Source organism: Pseudooceanicola antarcticus (assembly GCF_900215355.1).
GTDB classification, from domain to species: domain Bacteria; phylum Pseudomonadota; class Alphaproteobacteria; order Rhodobacterales; family Rhodobacteraceae; genus Pseudooceanicola; species Pseudooceanicola antarcticus.
The window spans coordinates 492,790-508,885 of record NZ_OBEA01000002.1; the positions used below are offsets into that span (position 1 = coordinate 492,790).

Consider the following 16,096-nt stretch of genomic DNA (forward strand, 5'->3'; position numbering starts at 1 on the left):
TGCTTCGATCTCTCCGGGCAGGGATGACACCCCATCCCTGCCTTGCTAGAGTCGGCCATGGACCTGCAAGCGCGCCACGACAAACCCGCCCAGGCGGAGCGGGAAACCGACCGCTACCGGCTGAAACGGGACGAAATCGTGGCCGCCGCCGCGCGTCAGATCGCCGAGCGCGGCCTCAAGGGGCTGACGCTGGTCGGCGTGGCCGGCATGGTCGGGCTCTCGACCAACTCGGTCACCTATTACTTCCGCCGCAAGGAGCTTCTGGCCGAGGCCGCCGTCGAGGACGCGCTGGCCCGCTTTGCCGAGGTGCTGGCGCCGGACAGCCCGCCCTCGACGCCTCGCGACTACCTGCGCGATGTGCTGGCGCGCAACTTCGCCCTGGCCGCGGCGACCCGGCGCGGAGAGGCGCCGCCGCTGACTGTCCTGTCCGAAGTGCGCGCCCTCGAGGAACCGGCGCGGACCCGGCTGATCGCCGCGTATTTCGCGCTGGTGGCAAGGGTCTCTCGCCGCTTCGGAGAGGCCGGCGGCGATGCGCGAGAGAAGGGCCGTGCGGTGGCGCGGGCGCAGCTGCTCTGTGATCTGCTGCACTGGGCACGGACCTGGCTGCGGCTCTATGCGATCGAGGATTTCCCCAGGGTCGAGGCGCGGCTTTTCGACCTGATGGACCGGGGGCTGGCCCAGCCCGGAGCCCGATGGGCGCCGCCCGAGCTGCCCTTCGACCAGCGCGAGCCCGCCGTGACGGGCACCAATGTCGAGGCCTACCTGCGGGTCGCCACGCGGCTTGTGAACCTGCGCGGCTACCGTGGGGCCTCGGTCGAGCGGATCGCGGGCGAGCTGCAATTGTCCAAGGGTTCTTTCTATCACCACCTGAACGGCAAGGACGACCTCGTGCGGGCCTGTTTCGACCGTTCCTTCAACCGCGTCTCGGCGCGCCAGCATTGCGCCTTCGCGCTTGAGGGCAGCTATTGGGACCGGCTCTGTGGCGCCCTTTCGAGCCTGTTGGAGCTGCAGGTCCTGGACGAGCAGCCGCTCTTGCGCGACACCGCCCTGCTGGCGCTGCCCGAAGAGATGCGCCGCCATGCGATCAACCGTTCGGACCGGGTGGCGCGGCGTTTCGCGGGGTTGTTGTCGGACGGGATATCAGAGGGCTCGATCCGGCCCATCGACCCGCTCATTGCCTCGCAATGCCTGATCGGGCTGGTCAATTCGGCCAGTGACATGGCGCCCCGCAGCCATCGCTGGCCGTCCCGCGCCGCCCTGATCGAGGACTACGCGGGACCGCTGCTGTTCGGCTTCTTCCGCTGATCAGCTCTTCTTCATCGCGTCGAGCAGCGCGGCTCCGAGCGCGCCGGGCGCATCGTTGCGGCCCTGAGGCTTGCCCCTGGGCCCGCTGTTGCCGCCACCCTGTCCCCCGCGCGGGGCCTTGGGTCCGCCTTTGGGACCAGAGCGGAAGCCGCTGTCGCGCTCGCGTTTCTGATCCCGCGCCGAGGCACCGCCGTCCTTCTTCATGCTCAGCCCGATGCGCTTGCGCGGCACATCGACCTCGGTGACGGTGACCTTCACCACGTCGCCGGCCTTCACCACCTCGTGCGGGTCCTTGACGAAGCGATCCGCCAGCTGGCTGACATGGACCAGCCCGTCCTGGTGTACGCCGACGTCGACGAAGGCCCCGAAGGCCGCCACGTTGGTCACCGTGCCTTCCAGAACCATGCCGGGCTTGAGGTCGGTGATCTCTTCCACCCCATCGGTGAAGCTAGCGGTCTTGAAGCTGGGTCGCGGGTCGCGGCCGGGCTTCTCGAGCTCGGAAAGGATGTCGCGGACGGTAGGCAGGCCGAAGGTCTCATCGACGAATTGCTCGGCCCGCAGACCCTTCAACGCACCTTCATTGCCCATGATCTGGCGAAGGTCGCGGCCACAGGCGGCAACGATCTTGCGCGCCACCCCATAGGCTTCGGGGTGGACGGAGGAGGCATCCAGCGGCTCGTCCCCTTCACGGATGCGCAGGAAGCCCGCGCATTGCTCGAAGGCGCGGGGACCGAGGCGTGCTACCTCCAGCAGCTCCTTGCGCGAGCGGAAGGCACCCTTCATCTCGCGGTGCGACACGACCGCTTCGGCAAGCCCCGGTCCCAGGCCCGAGACATGGGCCAAGAGCGGCGCCGAGGCGGTGTTCAGATCGACACCCACGGCGTTCACCGCGTCTTCCACCACCGCTTCCAGCGACTTGGCCAGCCGGTGCTGGTCGACGTCGTGCTGGTACTGGCCGACGCCGATGCTTTTCGGTTCGATCTTCACCAGCTCGGCCAGCGGGTCCTGCAGGCGGCGGGCGATCGACACCGCGCCGCGCAGCGACACGTCCAACTCGGGGAATTCCCGCGCCGCCAGTTCCGAGGCCGAGTAGACCGAGGCCCCGGCCTCGCTGACCACGACCTTGGTGGGCTTCGTCACATGGTCGGGCATCATCTTCAGGGTTTCGGCGACCAGCTTCTCGGTCTCGCGGCTTGCGGTGCCGTTGCCGATGGCGATCAGCTCGACCCCGTGCCTGGCGACGAGCTGCAGAATCGCATGCTGGGCACCGCGCACATCGTTCTTGGGCTGGAACGGGTAGAGCGTATCTGTGGCCAGCAGCTTGCCGGTGCTGTCGATGACGGCGGCCTTGACGCCGGTACGGATGCCGGGATCGAGTCCAAGCGTCGCCTTTGACCCCGCTGGCGCGGCCAGCAGCAGATCCTTGAGGTTGCGGGCGAAGACGGCGATGGCCTCTTCATGGGCGCGGGCGCGCATCTCGCTCAGCAGGTCCAGCGTCATCGACAGCGAGAGCTTCACCCGCCAGGTCCAACCCGCCACCTTGCGCAGCCACTTGTCGCCCGGACCCTCGCCCGAGGCGCCAAGCTTGGCCGAGACCATGTCGAGCGGCCGGTCGGCCTCTTCCTCGGGCGGGGCGATTTCCAGCGTGACGATGCCTTCGTTGCTGGCCCGCAGCATGGCCAGCGCCCGGTGCGAGGGGACCTTGGCCCAGCCTTCCGAATGCTCGAAGTAGTCCGAGAACTTGGCGCCTTCCTGCTCCTTGCCCGCCACCACGCGGGCCGAGAGCACGGCGTTGGACTGCATGTAGCCGCGCAGCCGGCCCAGAAGGTCGGCATCCTCGGACAGGCGCTCCATCAGGATGTCGCGGGCGCCATTGAGGGCGGCCTTGGTATCTTCCACGTTTTCAGTGATGTAGCCCGCCGCCAGCGCCTCGGGATCGGCGGAGTGATCGGCCAGGATCGCCTCGGCCAGGGGCTCCAGCCCGTTCTCGCGGGCGATCATCGCCTTGGTGCGGCGCTTGGGCTTGTAGGGCAGGTAGATGTCTTCCAGCTGGGCCTTGGTCTCGGCGCCCGCGATGGACTTGGCCAGCTCGGGCGTCAGCTTGTCCTGGCTGTCGATGGACTTCAGGATCGCCCCCCGGCGGTCTTCCAGTTCGCGCAGGTAACCCAGCCGTTCGGCGAGGTTGCGCAGCTGCGTGTCGTCCAGCCCGCCGGTGACCTCCTTCCGGTATCGCGCCACGAAGGGCACCGTGGCGCCCTCGTCCAGCAGGGTCACGGCGGCGGTGACCTGCTCGGGCCGGGCACCGATCTCGGTGGCGATCAGGCGGGCGATACGGGGGGCGGCGTCGGTCGGGGCGGTGGTCGTCACGAGAAACCTCTTCTGCTCGGGAGGTTCTTCTTAGCCCCGCCGGCCCGCCCCGCCAAGTGCCGCCCGCCGCCCCGGCGGAGCTGTGCTGAGCCTTCAGGCAGATCGCACACAGGGAGCCCGGCGCGGCTTCCCCTGCGGCACAAATATTTGCATGGTCGGGGCAAAGCGTGAAAGCGTGGGGCAATAGCAATTTCCAGAAGGCGGACAGATGTCGATCAAGGCCGCGATCCATCACCTGACCCATTACAAATACGACCGTCCGGTCATGCTGGGGCCACAGATCATCCGGCTACGACCCGCGCCACATTCGCGGACACGGGTGATCTCCCATTCCCTGAAAGTCTCGCCTTCCAAGCACTTCGTGAACCACCAGCAGGATGCCTACGGCAACTGGCTGGCCCGTTTCGTCTTCCCCGAGCCGGTGCGCGAGTTCAAGATCGAGGTCGACCTGGTGGCCGACATGTCGGTCTACAACCCCTTCGATTTCTTCGTCGAGGAGGTGGCCGAGGACTATCCCTTCGACTACCCCGAGGCAGTGAAGGACGACCTGTCGATCTACATGCAGCCCGAACCGGCGGGCAAGCTGGTCGAGGCCTTCCTGAAGACCATCGACCGCAAGAAGCAGCGTACCATCGACATGCTCGTCGGTCTCAATGCCCGGCTGGCCGAGGACATCGGCTATGTCATCCGCATGGAGCCCGGAGTGCAGACCCCGGAAGAGACGCTGGAGAAGGCCAAGGGCTCGTGCCGCGATACCTCCTGGCTGCTGATCAACCTGCTGCGGCACCTCGGGTTCGCCGCCCGCTTCGTCTCGGGCTACCTGATCCAGCTGAAGCCCGATCTCGAGGCGCTGGATGGCCCCTCGGGCACCGACGTGGACTTCACCGACCTGCACGCCTGGTGCGAGGTCTACCTGCCGGGCGCGGGCTGGGTCGGGCTTGATCCGACCTCGGGCCTGCTGACCGGCGAAAGCCACATCCCTCTGGCCGCCACACCACATTACACAAATGCCGCGCCGATCTCGGGCGGGTTCAGCGCCGATGGCGAACCCGAGGTGGACTTCGACTTCGACATGTCGGTCAAGCGCGTGGCCGAGCATCCCCGGATCTCGAAGCCCTTCTCGGACGAGGCCTGGGATGCGCTGAACGATCTGGGCGGCAAGGTGGACGAGGCTCTGGCCGCCGCCGACATGCGCCTGACGATGGGAGGCGAGCCCACCTTCGTCTCGATCGACGATTTCGAGGCGCCCGAGTGGAACACCGCTGCCGTGGGGCCGATGAAACGCGGCTTGGCCGATGGCCTGATCCGCCGTCTGCGCGACCGTTTCGCACCCGGTGGCTTCCTGCACTACGGCCAGGGCAAGTGGTATCCGGGCGAGACCCTGCCGCGCTGGACCTTCTCCCTTTACTGGCGCCGTGACGGCAAGCCTGTCTGGAAGAACGCCGACCTGATTGCGAAGGAAAAGGACCAGCAGGAGATCGAGCCGGAGAAGGCCGGGGAGTTCCTGACCCACATGGCCGAGGCGCTCGGGGTCAATGAAGAGTGCATCATGCCCGCCTACGAGGACCCGGCAGAGTGGATTCTCAAGGAAGCGCAGCTGCCCGACAACGTGACGCCGACGAACTCCAAGCTGAAGGATGCCGAGGCGCGCAGCCGTATGGCGCGGGTCTTCGAGCGCGGGCTGACCAAGGCCTCGGGCTACGTGCTGCCGATTCAGCGCTGGCAGGGGCGCTCCAGCTCGGGGCGCTGGCAGACGGAGCTCTGGCAGTTCCGCCGGGGCCATCTGTTCCTGGTGCCCGGTGACAGCCCCGTGGGCTACCGGATGCCGCTGGATGCGCTGCCCTATGTGCCGCCATCGCAATATCCCTACATCAACCCTGCCGATCCCACGGTCGAGCGTGGCGAATTGCCCGACTTCGAGCGCCGCCCGCGCCACTCGGGCCATCCGTCCGGGGCCGAGGCCCGTGCCGAGGCGCGCGCTGCCGTGCAGGCGCGGCTGGAGAAGGACAAGGGCAAGTCCAGGGACCAGGCCCGCGCCAGCTTCCGCGCCGACAGCGAGGCGCAGCCTCAGCAGGAACAGAGCTTCGTCGGCGAGAGCATCGGCGGCTTCGTCCGCACCGCGCTCGCCGCCGAGCCGCGTGATGGCCGCCTTTGCGTCTTCATGCCCCCGGTGACCACCATCGAGGATTACCTCGAGCTGCTCTCTGCCGCCGAGGAGGCCGCCGAGGCCGTCGGCCTGCCGGTGCATATCGAAGGCTACGCGCCGCCCAATGATCCGCGCCTCAACGTGATCCGCGTCGCCCCCGATCCCGGTGTGATCGAGGTCAATATCCACCCGGCCGAGAGCTGGGAAGACTGCCGCGCCATCACCGAAGGGGTTTATGAAGAGGCCCGGCTGACCCGCCTTGGCGCCGACAAGTTCATGATCGACGGCAAGCACACTGGAACGGGGGGCGGCAACCATGTCGTCGTCGGCGGGGCCAATACCAACGACAGCCCCTTCCTGCGCCGTCCGGACCTGCTGAAGTCGCTGGTGCTGCACTGGCAGCGCCACCCCTCGATGTCCTACCTCTTCTCGGGGCTCTTCATCGGCCCGACCAGCCAGGCACCGCGGGTGGACGAGGGGCGGGCGGATGCGCTCTACGAGCTGGAAATCGCCCTGAACCAGATCCCGGCACCGGGGCAGGGGCCCGCGCCGCTGCCCTGGCTTACCGACCGGCTGCTGCGCAACCTGCTGACTGATGTCACCGGCAATACGCACCGGGCCGAGATCTGCATCGACAAGCTCTTCTCGCCGGACGGGCCGACGGGCCGCCTGGGCCTGGTCGAGTTCCGCGGCTTCGAGATGCCGCCCGATCCGCGCATGAGCCTGGCCCAGCAACTGCTGATCCGCGCCCTGCTGGTGCGCTACTGGAATGCACCCATGGGCGGCGAGTTCACCCGCTGGGGCACCACCCTGCATGACCGCTTCATGCTGCCGCATTTCGTCTGGGAAGACTTCATGGACGTGCTGGGCGACCTGCGCCGGCATGGCTTCGACTTCCGCCCCGACTGGTACGAGGCCCAGCAGGAATTCCGCTTCCCCTTCTGCGGCGAGGTCGAATACGAAGGCGTCCACCTGGAGCTGCGCCAGGCGCTGGAGCCCTGGCACGTGCTGGGCGAGACCGGCGCCATCGGCGGTACGGTGCGCTACACCGACAGCTCGACCGAGCGGCTTCAGGTCAAGCTGACCACCGCCGATCCGGGCCGCTACGTGGTCACCTGCAATGGCCGCCGGATGCCGATGGTCAAGACTGCCACCTCGGGCACCTCGGTGGGTGGGGTGCGCTACAAGGCCTGGCAGCCGCCCGAGGCGCTGCACCCGGTGGTCGATGTCCATGCGCCGCTGACCTTCGATATCTTCGACAGCTGGTCGGGCCGCGCCCTGGGCGGCTGCACCTACCACGTCGCCCACCCCGGCGGCCGCAACTACGATACCTTCCCCGTGAACGCCAACGAGGCCGAAGCCCGCCGCCTGGCACGCTTCCAGCCCTTCGGCCACAATCCCGGTGCCTACCTGCCGCCGCAGGAAATTTCTCATCGTGAATTCCCGATGACCCTTGATCTGCGGCGTCCGCCGGGCATTTAGAAGGTGCAGAGCGCCCGGCGATGAGGCTGGACGGCATGACACGGGGAGGACGGGCCAGATGACGAGGCCCCGACGACACCAACGGCGCAACTTCGGCACAGGCCGGGGAAGGGCAGAGCCATGACCGGCGCCGAGAACCCGGACAAGGACCTGCCGCCCGAGGAAGCGGGCTCGCAGTCCCAATCCCAAGGCCAGTCCGAGGGCCAATCCCAGGCGCAGACGCAGGAGCCGGTGCCCGAGGGCGCCGCAGAGCCCGCCCGTGATCCGCTGGCCGAGCTGCTCAGCGGCTACGCGCCCTTCGAGGGCGTGCCGGACGAGCTGATGGACGACCAGGGCAATGTCCGCCCCGTGTGGAAGGACTTCCTGGATCGGCTCGCCGCGGCGCCGGACGAAGAGATCGACCTGGCCTGTGCGCGGGGCAGCCAGTACCTGCGCGACGCGGGCGTCTTCTTCCGCCACTACGGCCCCGACAGCCACGAAGAGCGGGACTGGCCGCTGTCGCATCTGCCCCTGCTGATCGACGAGGCCGAGTGGCAGCAGATCGCCGCGGGCCTCGTGGAACGCGCCGACCTGCTGGAGCAGGTCATGGCCGATGTCTACGGGCCGGGCCAGCTGGTCGAGGGCGGGTTGCTGCCGCCCGAGCTGATCGCCGGCAATCCCGAGTGGCTGCGTCCCATGGTCGGCGTCCCGCCGCGCTCGGGGCATTACCTGCACATGCTGGCCTTCGATATCGGCCGCGGCCCCGAGGGGCAGTGGTGGGTGCTGGGCGATCGCGCCCAGGCCCCTTCGGGTGCCGGTTTCGCGCTCGAGACCCGCATGGCCACCGCGCGCTCCTTCCCGGCGCTGATGGCAGAGACCAACGTGGCCCGGCTGGCGGGGTTCTTCCGCGGCTTCCGGGATGCGCTGCTGGCCCTTCGCGCCGAAGAGGACAGCCGCGTGGCGATCCTGACGCCGGGGCCGATGAACGACACCTATTTTGAACACGCCTATATCGCCCGCTACCTTGGCTTCCTGCTGGTGCAGGGCGAGGACCTGGTGGTCCGCGATGGCCGGCTGATGGTGCATACCGTGGGCGGGCTGCGCCCCATCTCGGTGCTCTGGCGCCGGCTCGATGCCGAGTGGCTCGATCCGCTGGAGCTGCGCGAGGACAGCCAGATCGGCACCGCCGGCCTGCTCTCGGCGCTGCGCTCGGGCGGGTTGACCATGGTCAATGCGCCGGGCTCGGGCGTGCTCGAGACCCGCGCCCTGATGGCCTTCATCCCCGCCATCGCCCGCCATTTCCTGGGCCGTGACCTGGCCCTGCCCAATATCGCCACCTGGTGGTGCGGCTCGGAGGAGGCGCAGGACTACGTGCGCGAGAACGCGGGCCGCATGACCATCGACCGGGCGCTCTCGACCAGCCTGCCCTTCGATCACTCCCCGGATGCGGTGATCGGCGGCAAGCACCTGGATGGCAGCGCATGGGACCCCGATGTGCTGGCGCGCGAGGGCGGCAGGCTGGCGGCGCAGCAGATCGTCTCGCTGTCCACAGCCCCGGCGCTGTCCGAGCGCAAGCTCGTTGCCCGCCCGGCCTCGCTGCGGGTCATCCTGACGCGCACCTCGCAGGGCTGGCAGGTCATGCCGGGCGGCTTCGCCCGCATTGGCCAGTCGGGCACCTCGGCGGATGTCTCGATGCAGCGCGGCGGCTCGGTCTGCGATGTCTGGGTGGTGGGCCAGCAACAGGCCCCCGATGACACGCTGCTGGCGGCCACCACCGACGCCCGCCCCTCGCTACCGCAGTTGGCGGCCCTGCCGACAAGGGCGGCGGACAACCTGTTCTGGCTGGGGCGCTACTCGGACCGGGTGGAGCAGAAGATCCGCCTGCAACGGGCCTACCACCTGCGCATGGCCGAATATGGCCGCGCCGACATGCCGCTGATCGAGATGCTGGCAGGGTATCTCGACAGCATGGGGGTCGAGGCCGCGAAACCGCTGCCCGAGGGGCTGATGGCGGATCTCGAGGCGGCCATGGGCAGCGCCGGGCGCGTCCGTGACCGCTTCTCGACCGATGGCTGGAACGCACTGACCGACCTGAAGCGGACCGCAGACAAGCTGGCACCTCGGCTCAAACCCGGCGACGACGCGGCGCGGGCGCTCTCCGTGCTGCTGCGCAAGATCTCGGGCTTCTCGGGCCTGGTGCACGAGAACATGTACCACGCCACCGGCTGGCGCTTCCTGTCACTGGGCCGCGCGATAGAACGCGCCTGGACGACCTCGGGCGTGTTGGCGGCCTTCTCGGACCCCGCCGCCCCGGTCGGGGCCTACGAGATCGCCATCGAGGCCGGTGACGCGGTGATGACCCACCGTATGCGCTTCTCGGCCACCTTCACCCGCGAGACGGTGCTGGATCTGCTGCTGCTGGACGAGAACTACCCGCGTTCGGTGTTGGCCCAGCTCGACGATATCCTGACCCACCTCGACTGGCTCGAGAAGCTCACCGCCGACTTCTCGCGCAAGCCCTCGCCGATCCGCCGCGCGGTGATGAAGCTGCAGACCGAGCTTGCCACCGCCCGCCCCGAAGAGATTCCGCCCGAGCGCCTGGTCCAGATCGCCGCCGCCTGCGCCGATCTCTCGGGGCTGCTGGCCGAGACCTACCTGAGGTAGCCATGCTCTATTCGATCCGCCTGCGCATCAGCTACGATTACGACAGCCCCGCCGACGTGGGCCGCCACCTGCTGCGCATCATGCCGGCCTCGATCCCCGGCGTGCAGGAGGTGCAGGAGGCCCGTCTGCTCTGCCGCCCGGTGCCCGCCGAACAGCTCGAACGGGTGGATTTCTTCGGCAACACCTGCACCGAGATCGCCTATCGCACCCCGCTGGAAGAAACCGTCTTCGAGATGGAAGCCAGGGTGGAGCGGCTGCCCTCCGAGCCCGGCCTCGATGTCTCGCCGCCGCCCGAGAGGCTGGCGCAACAGATTGCCGAGGTGCCCTCGGTCGCCGGTCATGCGCCGCAGAGCTACCTGCCGGTCTCGCCCCGCGTGCGGCAGAACGCCGAGATCGCCGCCTGGGCCGCAGGGGTGGTCGAGGGGGCAGAGACGGTGCTGGCGCAGGTCATGGCGGTGACCCGCGCCCTGCACCGCGACATGGCCTTCGATGCCACGGCGACCATGGTGGACACGCCGCTGGACGAGGCCTTCGCCCTGCGCCGCGGCGTCTGCCAGGATTTCACCCATATCCAGATCTGCGCCCTGCGCAGCCTGGGCATCCCGGCGGGTTATGTCTCGGGCTTCCTGCGCACCCTGCCGCCCGAGGGGCAGGAGCGTCTGGAGGGCGCCGATGCCATGCATGCCTGGGTCCGGGCCTGGTGCGGCAAGGACATGGGCTGGGTCGAGGTCGACCCCACCAATGACATGCCGGCAGGCACCGATCACGTGGTCATCGCCCGTGGCCGCGACTATTTCGACGTGGCGCCGGTCAAGGGGTCGATGCGGCTGGCGGGCGGGCAGCGGACCTCTCAGGCGGTCGACATGGAGGCGGTCTGACGCGGGCACCGGACCGCAGGGGCGGTTGCGGAAAGCGCTTCTCAGGTGCCGGGGGATCGGTTACCGATTGCCCATGGACATGAACGACTTTGAAGACTGGTCGGCCCGCGCCGCGAAATGGGGCGCCGCCTACCGCAAGAGCCTGCGCGACCTGCCGGTCCGCCCCCGTACCGCCCCCGGAGAGATCCTGCGCCGGATTCCCGAAGCTCCGCCCGAGGCGGGTGAGGGGATGGAGGCGATCTTTGCCGATTTCGAGCAGATCATCGCGCCGGGCATGACCCATTGGCAGCACCCCCGCTTTTTCGCCTATTTCCCGGCCAATGCGGCGCCGGTCTCGGTGGTGGCGGAATACCTGGTCTCGGCCATGGCGGCGCAATGCATGCTCTGGCAGACCTCTCCGGCGGCGACCGAGCTCGAAACCCGCATGATGTCCTGGCTGCGCGCCGCGCTTGGCCTGCCCGAGGGCTTCACCGGGGTGATCCAGGACAGCGCCTCGACCGCGACACTGGCCGCGGTGCTGGTGATGCGTGAACGCGCCACCGCCTTCGGGGCCAACCACAAGGGCCTTCGGGCCTTCCCGCAACTCAGGATCTATGCCTCGGAAGAGGTGCATAGCTCGATCGACCGGGCGGTCTGGATTTCCGGCATCGGGGTCGAGAACCTGGTGAAGATCCCCTCTGCCGGGCCACGTCACGCCATGGACGCGCAGGCCCTGCGCGCCGCCATCGAGGCCGACATCGCCGCCGGGCACCAGCCCGCGGGCGTCATCGGCTGCGTCGGCGGCACTTCAATCGGCGGCTGCGATGACCTGGCGCAGGTGATCGCCGTTGCGAAGGAGTTCGACCTCTACACCCATGTGGACGCCGCCTGGGCGGGCTCCGCGATGATCTGCCCCGAGTTCCGGCATTTCTGGGCCGGGGTCGAGGGGGCCGATTCGGTGGTCTTCAACCCGCACAAGTGGCTGGGTGCGCAATTCGACTGCTCGGCTCATTTCGTCAAGGATCCCGAGGCGCTGGTGCGGACGCTGGCCGCCAAGCCCGAGTACCTGAAGACGCCGGGCGCCGAGGATATCGTCAATTACTCGGAATGGTCCGTGCCGCTTGGCCGCCGCTTCCGGGCGCTGAAACTCTGGTTCCTGCTGCGCTTCCACGGGCTAGAGGGGCTGCGCGGGATCATCCGCAACCATGTCACCTGGGCCGAAGGGCTGTGCGAGCGCCTGCGCGCCGAGCCGGGCTTCGAGATCGTGACAGAGCCCTTCCTGTCGCTCTTCTCGTTCCGCCCCGTGGCGCCCGAGGGCGTGGACCCGGACGCCCATACCCTGGCGTTGCTCGAGGCGATCAATGCGGACGGGCGGATCTACCTGACCCAGACCCGCGTCGCGGGGGATCTGGTGATCCGCTTCCAGGCGGGCAGCTTCGAGATGACCGAAGCCGATGCCGAGACCGCCTTCGAGGTGATCGCCGAATTGGCGAGAGGGCTCTAGGAGCCCTCACCCATGAAGCATGAAGGCGTCATAGACCGCGTGGGCCTCGGGTGAGTTCCAGTCGGCGCCGCCGATCAGCCGCGCGACCTCGCGGCCCTCGGGGTCGACCAGCAGGGTCACGGGCAGGCCAAAGACGGCAGAGGCGCGGGCCTGGGCGCTCTTCGGGTCGCGGAAGTGGGGAAGGGCGGCAGCACCCTCCTCTTCCAGGAACTGGGCCACCTTCTCGGGGGCATTGGGGCCGGAGGCCAGGGTGATGACGGCGAAATCCTCTCCCTCGCGGGCCTCCTGAAGGGCGGCAAGGGTCGGCATCTCTTCCCGGCAGGGGGCGCACCAGACGGCCCAGTAGTTCAGCACCACCCATTTGCCTGTGTAATCGCCCAGGCTGACCGTCGCGCCGGTGTCGTCCCAGGAGATCGTCGTATCCAGCGGTTTCGGCGCCTCGAGCACCTGCAGCTTGCGCATCTCGCCGGTCAGCAGTTCCTCGATCCCCTCGGGGGCGGCCTGAACGGGACCAGAGATTGCGCCCAGCAGGGCTGCGGTATAAACCAGCGCGGACAGTAATTTCTTCATCTTTCCTCCGAGGGTCCCGATGACCGATAGCCAAGCGAACCAGATGTGGGGCGGCCGTTTCGCCGAAGGCCCCGATGCGATCATGGAGGCGATCAATGCCTCGATCGGTTTCGACAAACGCCTGGCCCGACAGGACATCGAGGGCTCGCGCGCCCATGCCGCCATGCTGGCCGCACAGGGCATCATCTCGGATAAAGACTCCAGGGCCATCCGTGAAGGCCTTCTCACCGTTTTGTCAGAGATCGAAAGCGGCACGTTCAATTTCTCGACCGCGCTGGAAGACATCCACATGAACGTGGAAGCGCGCCTGAAAGAGGTGATCGGAGAGCCCGCGGGCCGTCTGCACACCGGGAGAAGTCGCAATGACCAGGTGGCGACCGACTTCCGCCTCTGGGTGCGCGACCAGGCCGATGCGGCCATCGGCGGCCTTCAGGCGCTGATCAAGGCGCTGCTGGTGCAGGCCGAAGAGGGGGCCGAGTGGGTCATGCCCGGCTTCACCCATCTGCAGACCGCCCAGCCCGTGACCTGGGGCCACCACATGATGGCCTATGTCGAGATGTTCTCGCGCGATCTTGGCCGCTTCACCGATGCCCGTGCACGGATGAACGAATCCCCCCTGGGCGCGGCCGCGCTGGCCGGCACCTCCTTCCCGCTGGACCGCGAGATGACCGCCAAGGCGCTTGGCTTCGACCGGCCCATGGCCAACTCGCTGGATGCGGTGTCGGACCGTGATTTCGCGCTGGAATTCCTCGGCGCTTCGTCGATCTGCGCCATGCACCTGAGCCGCTTCGCCGAAGAGCTGGTGATCTGGTCCTCGGCGCAGTTCCGCTTCGTGGTGCTGAGCGACCGTTTCAGCACCGGCTCGTCGATCATGCCGCAGAAGAAGAACCCCGATGCGGCAGAGCTGATCCGCGCCAAGATCGGCCGGATCTTCGGCGCCAATGTCGCCCTGATGACCGTGATGAAGGGCCTGCCGCTGGCCTATTCCAAGGACATGCAGGAAGACAAGGAACAGGTCTTCGACGCCGCCGACAACCTGATGCTGGCGCTGGCCGCGATGACCGGCATGGTCTCGGACATGAAGGCCAATGTCCCCGCGCTGGAAGCCGCCGCCGGTGCCGGTTTCTCGACCGCCACCGATCTGGCCGACTGGCTGGTGCGGGTGCTGGGCATGCCCTTCCGCGACGCCCACCACGTCACCGGCTCGCTGGTGGCGCTGGCCGAGAGCAAGGGCTGCGACCTGCAGGACCTGTCCATGGACGAGATGCATTCGGTCGAACCGCGCATCAACCAGGAGGTCTATTCGGTTCTGGGGGTGCATAACTCCGTGGCCTCCCGTATGTCTTTCGGGGGCACCGCGCCCGAACAGGTACGCAAGCAGGTGGCGGCATGGAAAGCACGTCTGGACTGAAACGGCTGGCGGCCGCAGGGCTTCTGGCCCTGCTGGCGGGCTGCGGCGTCGATGGCGCTCCGCAACCCCCCGGTGACGCCGCATGGCCCGGCCCCGGCCTTGACCGCTCGGGCGCCGAGACCACCGGCATCGGTGTCTCGGGCGAAACGCTCTATGGCTCCCAGGCCGAGGCTTGATCGCATGACTCCGCTCCGCATTCTCTTCCTTGCCCTGGCGGTCTGGGGCAGCCTGCATCCGCTGGCGCTGATCTTCCTCTGGTTTGCCGAGAACGGCATCAGCCTGACCGGGCTGATCGCCGCCTGGCGGTCCGGCTGGGCCAGCGCGGCGCTGTTCTGGGATCTGGTGATTTCTGCCATTGCGCTGACCGCCTGGATCCTGGCCGAATGCCTGCCCCGCCGCGATCGCATCGGCCTTCTGGCCATTCCGGCCACCTTCTGCATCGGCGTCAGCTGCGGCCTGCCGCTCTATCTTTTCCTGCGCTCGCGCAGGGTGTAAGGCCGATCCCGGCGTGGCCGCGCCGCTGAACCCGACCCAAGGAGGGACCCATGGATCACTTTCTCTACCGTGACGGCATGCTGCATGCCGAAGATGTCCCCCTGAGCGAAATCGCGGCTGAGGTCGGCACACCCTGCTACGTCTACTCCACGGCCACGCTGACCCGGCATTTCCGTCTCTTCGACGAGGCGCTTGCGGGCATGGACCACCTGGTCTGCTACGCCATGAAGGCGGCCTCGAACCAGGCGATCCTGAAGCTGATGGCCAGCCTCGGGGCGGGCATGGACGTGGTCTCGGGCGGGGAATATGCCCGCGCCATCGCCGCCGGCGTGCCGGGCGAGAGGATCGTCTTCTCGGGCGTCGGCAAGACCCGCGAAGAGATGACGGCGGCGCTGAAAGGCGGCGTGCGCCAGTTCAACCTGGAAAGCGAACCCGAGATGGAGGCGCTGAACGAGGTCGCCCTGTCGCTGGGTGTGGTGGCCCCCGTCACGGTGCGGGTGAACCCCGACGTAGACGCGAAAACCCACGCCAAGATCGCCACCGGCAAGAGCGAGAACAAGTTCGGCATCCCGATTGCTCGCGCCCCCGAGGTCTATGGCCGCATCGCCCAGCTGAAGGGCCTGAAGGCGGTCGGCATCGATGTGCACATCGGCTCTCAGCTGACCGATCTGGAACCCTACCGCCTGGCCTTCACCAAGGTGAAGGAGCTGACCCAGCTGCTACGCGACCAGGGCCACGACATCATTCGTCTGGACCTGGGCGGCGGTCTCGGCATTCCCTACGACCGTGGCAACTCTGCCCCGCCGCTGCCGGTGGAATACGGCGCGCTGGTGAAAGAGGTGCTGGGCGAGACCGGCTGCGAGATCGAGATCGAACCGGGCCGGCTGATTGCCGGCAATGCCGGGATCATGCTGTCCAAGGTGATCTACGTGAAAGAGGGCGAGGGCCGGAACTTCCTGATCCTCGACGGGGCGATGAACGACCTGATCCGCCCGGCCATGTACGAGGCGCACCACGATATCGTGCCCGTCGTCGAACCCGCGCCCGGCGCCGAGCAGAGCCCCTATGACATCGTCGGCCCCGTCTGCGAGACCGGAGACACCTTCGCCAAGGCGCGCAACATGCCGCATCTGGGCGCGGACGACCTGGTCGCCTTCCGCTCTGCCGGAGCCTATGGCGCCGTGATGGCCAGCGAATACAACACCCGCCCCCTCATTCCCGAGGTGCTGGTCAACGGGGATCAATTCGCCGTCATTCGCTCCAGACCCTCCTATGAGGAGATCATTAACCGCGATACGATACCCGAGTGGATGTAG

The 16,096-nt window shown here is 67.9% G+C and carries 11 protein-coding genes; 9 read left to right on the forward strand and 2 right to left on the reverse strand.

Features of this window, described 5'->3' with window-relative positions:
* The first annotated feature begins 57 nt into the window (after positions 1-57).
* On the forward strand, positions 58-1,305 hold the full coding sequence (locus CRO50_RS06970) for a TetR/AcrR family transcriptional regulator (RefSeq protein WP_097145153.1): 1,248 nt from the start codon (positions 58-60) through the stop codon (positions 1,303-1,305).
* Here the strand turns inward: CRO50_RS06970 and CRO50_RS06975 are convergent, their stop codons facing one another.
* On the reverse strand, positions 1,306-3,672 hold the full coding sequence (locus CRO50_RS06975; protein ID WP_097145154.1) for a Tex family protein: 2,367 nt from the start codon (positions 3,670-3,672) through the stop codon (positions 1,306-1,308). It lies immediately after the preceding gene.
* Between the two features lie 208 nt (positions 3,673-3,880).
* On the opposite strand from CRO50_RS06975, the gene CRO50_RS06980 reads away from it, so the two are divergent.
* The 4 genes from CRO50_RS06980 to CRO50_RS06995 all read left to right on the forward strand — a co-directional run bounded on the left by CRO50_RS06980 (position 3,881) and on the right by CRO50_RS06995 (position 12,304).
* Positions 3,881-7,300 (forward strand): transglutaminase family protein, encoded by a 3,420-nt coding sequence (locus CRO50_RS06980; protein ID WP_097145155.1) that lies wholly within the window; start codon positions 3,881-3,883, stop codon positions 7,298-7,300.
* A 120-nt stretch (positions 7,301-7,420) separates the two neighbouring features.
* Entirely contained in the window at positions 7,421-9,943 is a 2,523-nt protein-coding gene (locus CRO50_RS06985; RefSeq protein WP_097145156.1) for a circularly permuted type 2 ATP-grasp protein, read from the forward strand.
* 2 nt (positions 9,944-9,945) lie between these two features.
* The gene (locus tag CRO50_RS06990) at positions 9,946-10,821 is read left to right on the forward strand and encodes a transglutaminase family protein (protein WP_097145157.1); all 876 of its coding nucleotides are present in this window, start codon (positions 9,946-9,948) and stop codon (positions 10,819-10,821) included.
* A gap of 73 nt (positions 10,822-10,894) precedes the next feature.
* Positions 10,895-12,304, forward strand: coding sequence for a pyridoxal phosphate-dependent decarboxylase family protein (locus CRO50_RS06995; protein ID WP_097145158.1), 1,410 nt, complete (start codon positions 10,895-10,897; stop codon positions 12,302-12,304).
* Positions 12,305-12,310: 6 nt separating this feature from the next.
* Here CRO50_RS06995 and CRO50_RS07000 read toward each other — a convergent pair whose 3' ends face one another.
* Positions 12,311-12,874 (reverse strand): TlpA disulfide reductase family protein, encoded by a 564-nt coding sequence (locus CRO50_RS07000; protein ID WP_097145159.1) that lies wholly within the window; start codon positions 12,872-12,874, stop codon positions 12,311-12,313.
* Between the two features lie 19 nt (positions 12,875-12,893).
* Here CRO50_RS07000 and argH point away from each other — a divergent pair, with 19 nt between their 5' ends.
* Genes argH through lysA form a run of 4 tightly spaced genes read left to right on the forward strand, consistent with a single transcriptional unit; the run spans position 12,894 to position 16,096 of the window.
* Positions 12,894-14,285 carry an argininosuccinate lyase gene (gene argH, locus CRO50_RS07005; protein WP_097145160.1) on the forward strand — a complete coding sequence of 464 codons (1,392 nt, stop codon included), beginning with the start codon at positions 12,894-12,896 and terminating at the stop codon, positions 14,283-14,285.
* Entirely contained in the window at positions 14,264-14,461 is a 198-nt protein-coding gene (locus CRO50_RS07010; protein WP_097145161.1) for an argininosuccinate lyase, read from the forward strand. The genes argH and CRO50_RS07010 overlap by 22 nt, the downstream gene beginning before the upstream one ends.
* 4 nt (positions 14,462-14,465) lie before the next feature.
* Entirely contained in the window at positions 14,466-14,780 is a 315-nt protein-coding gene (locus CRO50_RS07015) for a DUF2834 domain-containing protein (RefSeq protein ID WP_097145162.1), read from the forward strand.
* Positions 14,781-14,830: 50 nt separating this feature from the next.
* A complete protein-coding gene (lysA, locus tag CRO50_RS07020) occupies positions 14,831-16,096 on the forward strand; it encodes a diaminopimelate decarboxylase (RefSeq protein ID WP_097145163.1) in 1,266 nt (421 codons plus the stop codon).

Bases quoted from the DNA above. Each gene is read 5' to 3' on its own strand.
- CRO50_RS07000 (WP_097145159.1), bottom strand. From the start codon at position 12,874: ATGAAGAAATTACTGTCCGCGCTGGTTTATACCGCAGCCCTGCTGGGC.
- CRO50_RS06990 (WP_097145157.1), top strand. From the start codon at position 9,946: ATGCTCTATTCGATCCGCCTGCGCATCAGCTACGATTACGACAGCCCC.
- argH (WP_097145160.1), top strand. From the start codon at position 12,894: ATGACCGATAGCCAAGCGAACCAGATGTGGGGCGGCCGTTTCGCCGAA.
- CRO50_RS06985 (WP_097145156.1), top strand. From the start codon at position 7,421: ATGACCGGCGCCGAGAACCCGGACAAGGACCTGCCGCCCGAGGAAGCG.
- CRO50_RS06995 (WP_097145158.1), top strand. From the start codon at position 10,895: ATGGACATGAACGACTTTGAAGACTGGTCGGCCCGCGCCGCGAAATGG.
- CRO50_RS06980 (WP_097145155.1), top strand. From the start codon at position 3,881: ATGTCGATCAAGGCCGCGATCCATCACCTGACCCATTACAAATACGAC.
- CRO50_RS06970 (WP_097145153.1), top strand. From the start codon at position 58: ATGGACCTGCAAGCGCGCCACGACAAACCCGCCCAGGCGGAGCGGGAA.
- lysA (WP_097145163.1), top strand. From the start codon at position 14,831: ATGGATCACTTTCTCTACCGTGACGGCATGCTGCATGCCGAAGATGTC.
- CRO50_RS07010 (WP_097145161.1), top strand. From the start codon at position 14,264: ATGGAAAGCACGTCTGGACTGAAACGGCTGGCGGCCGCAGGGCTTCTG.
- CRO50_RS07015 (WP_097145162.1), top strand. From the start codon at position 14,466: ATGACTCCGCTCCGCATTCTCTTCCTTGCCCTGGCGGTCTGGGGCAGC.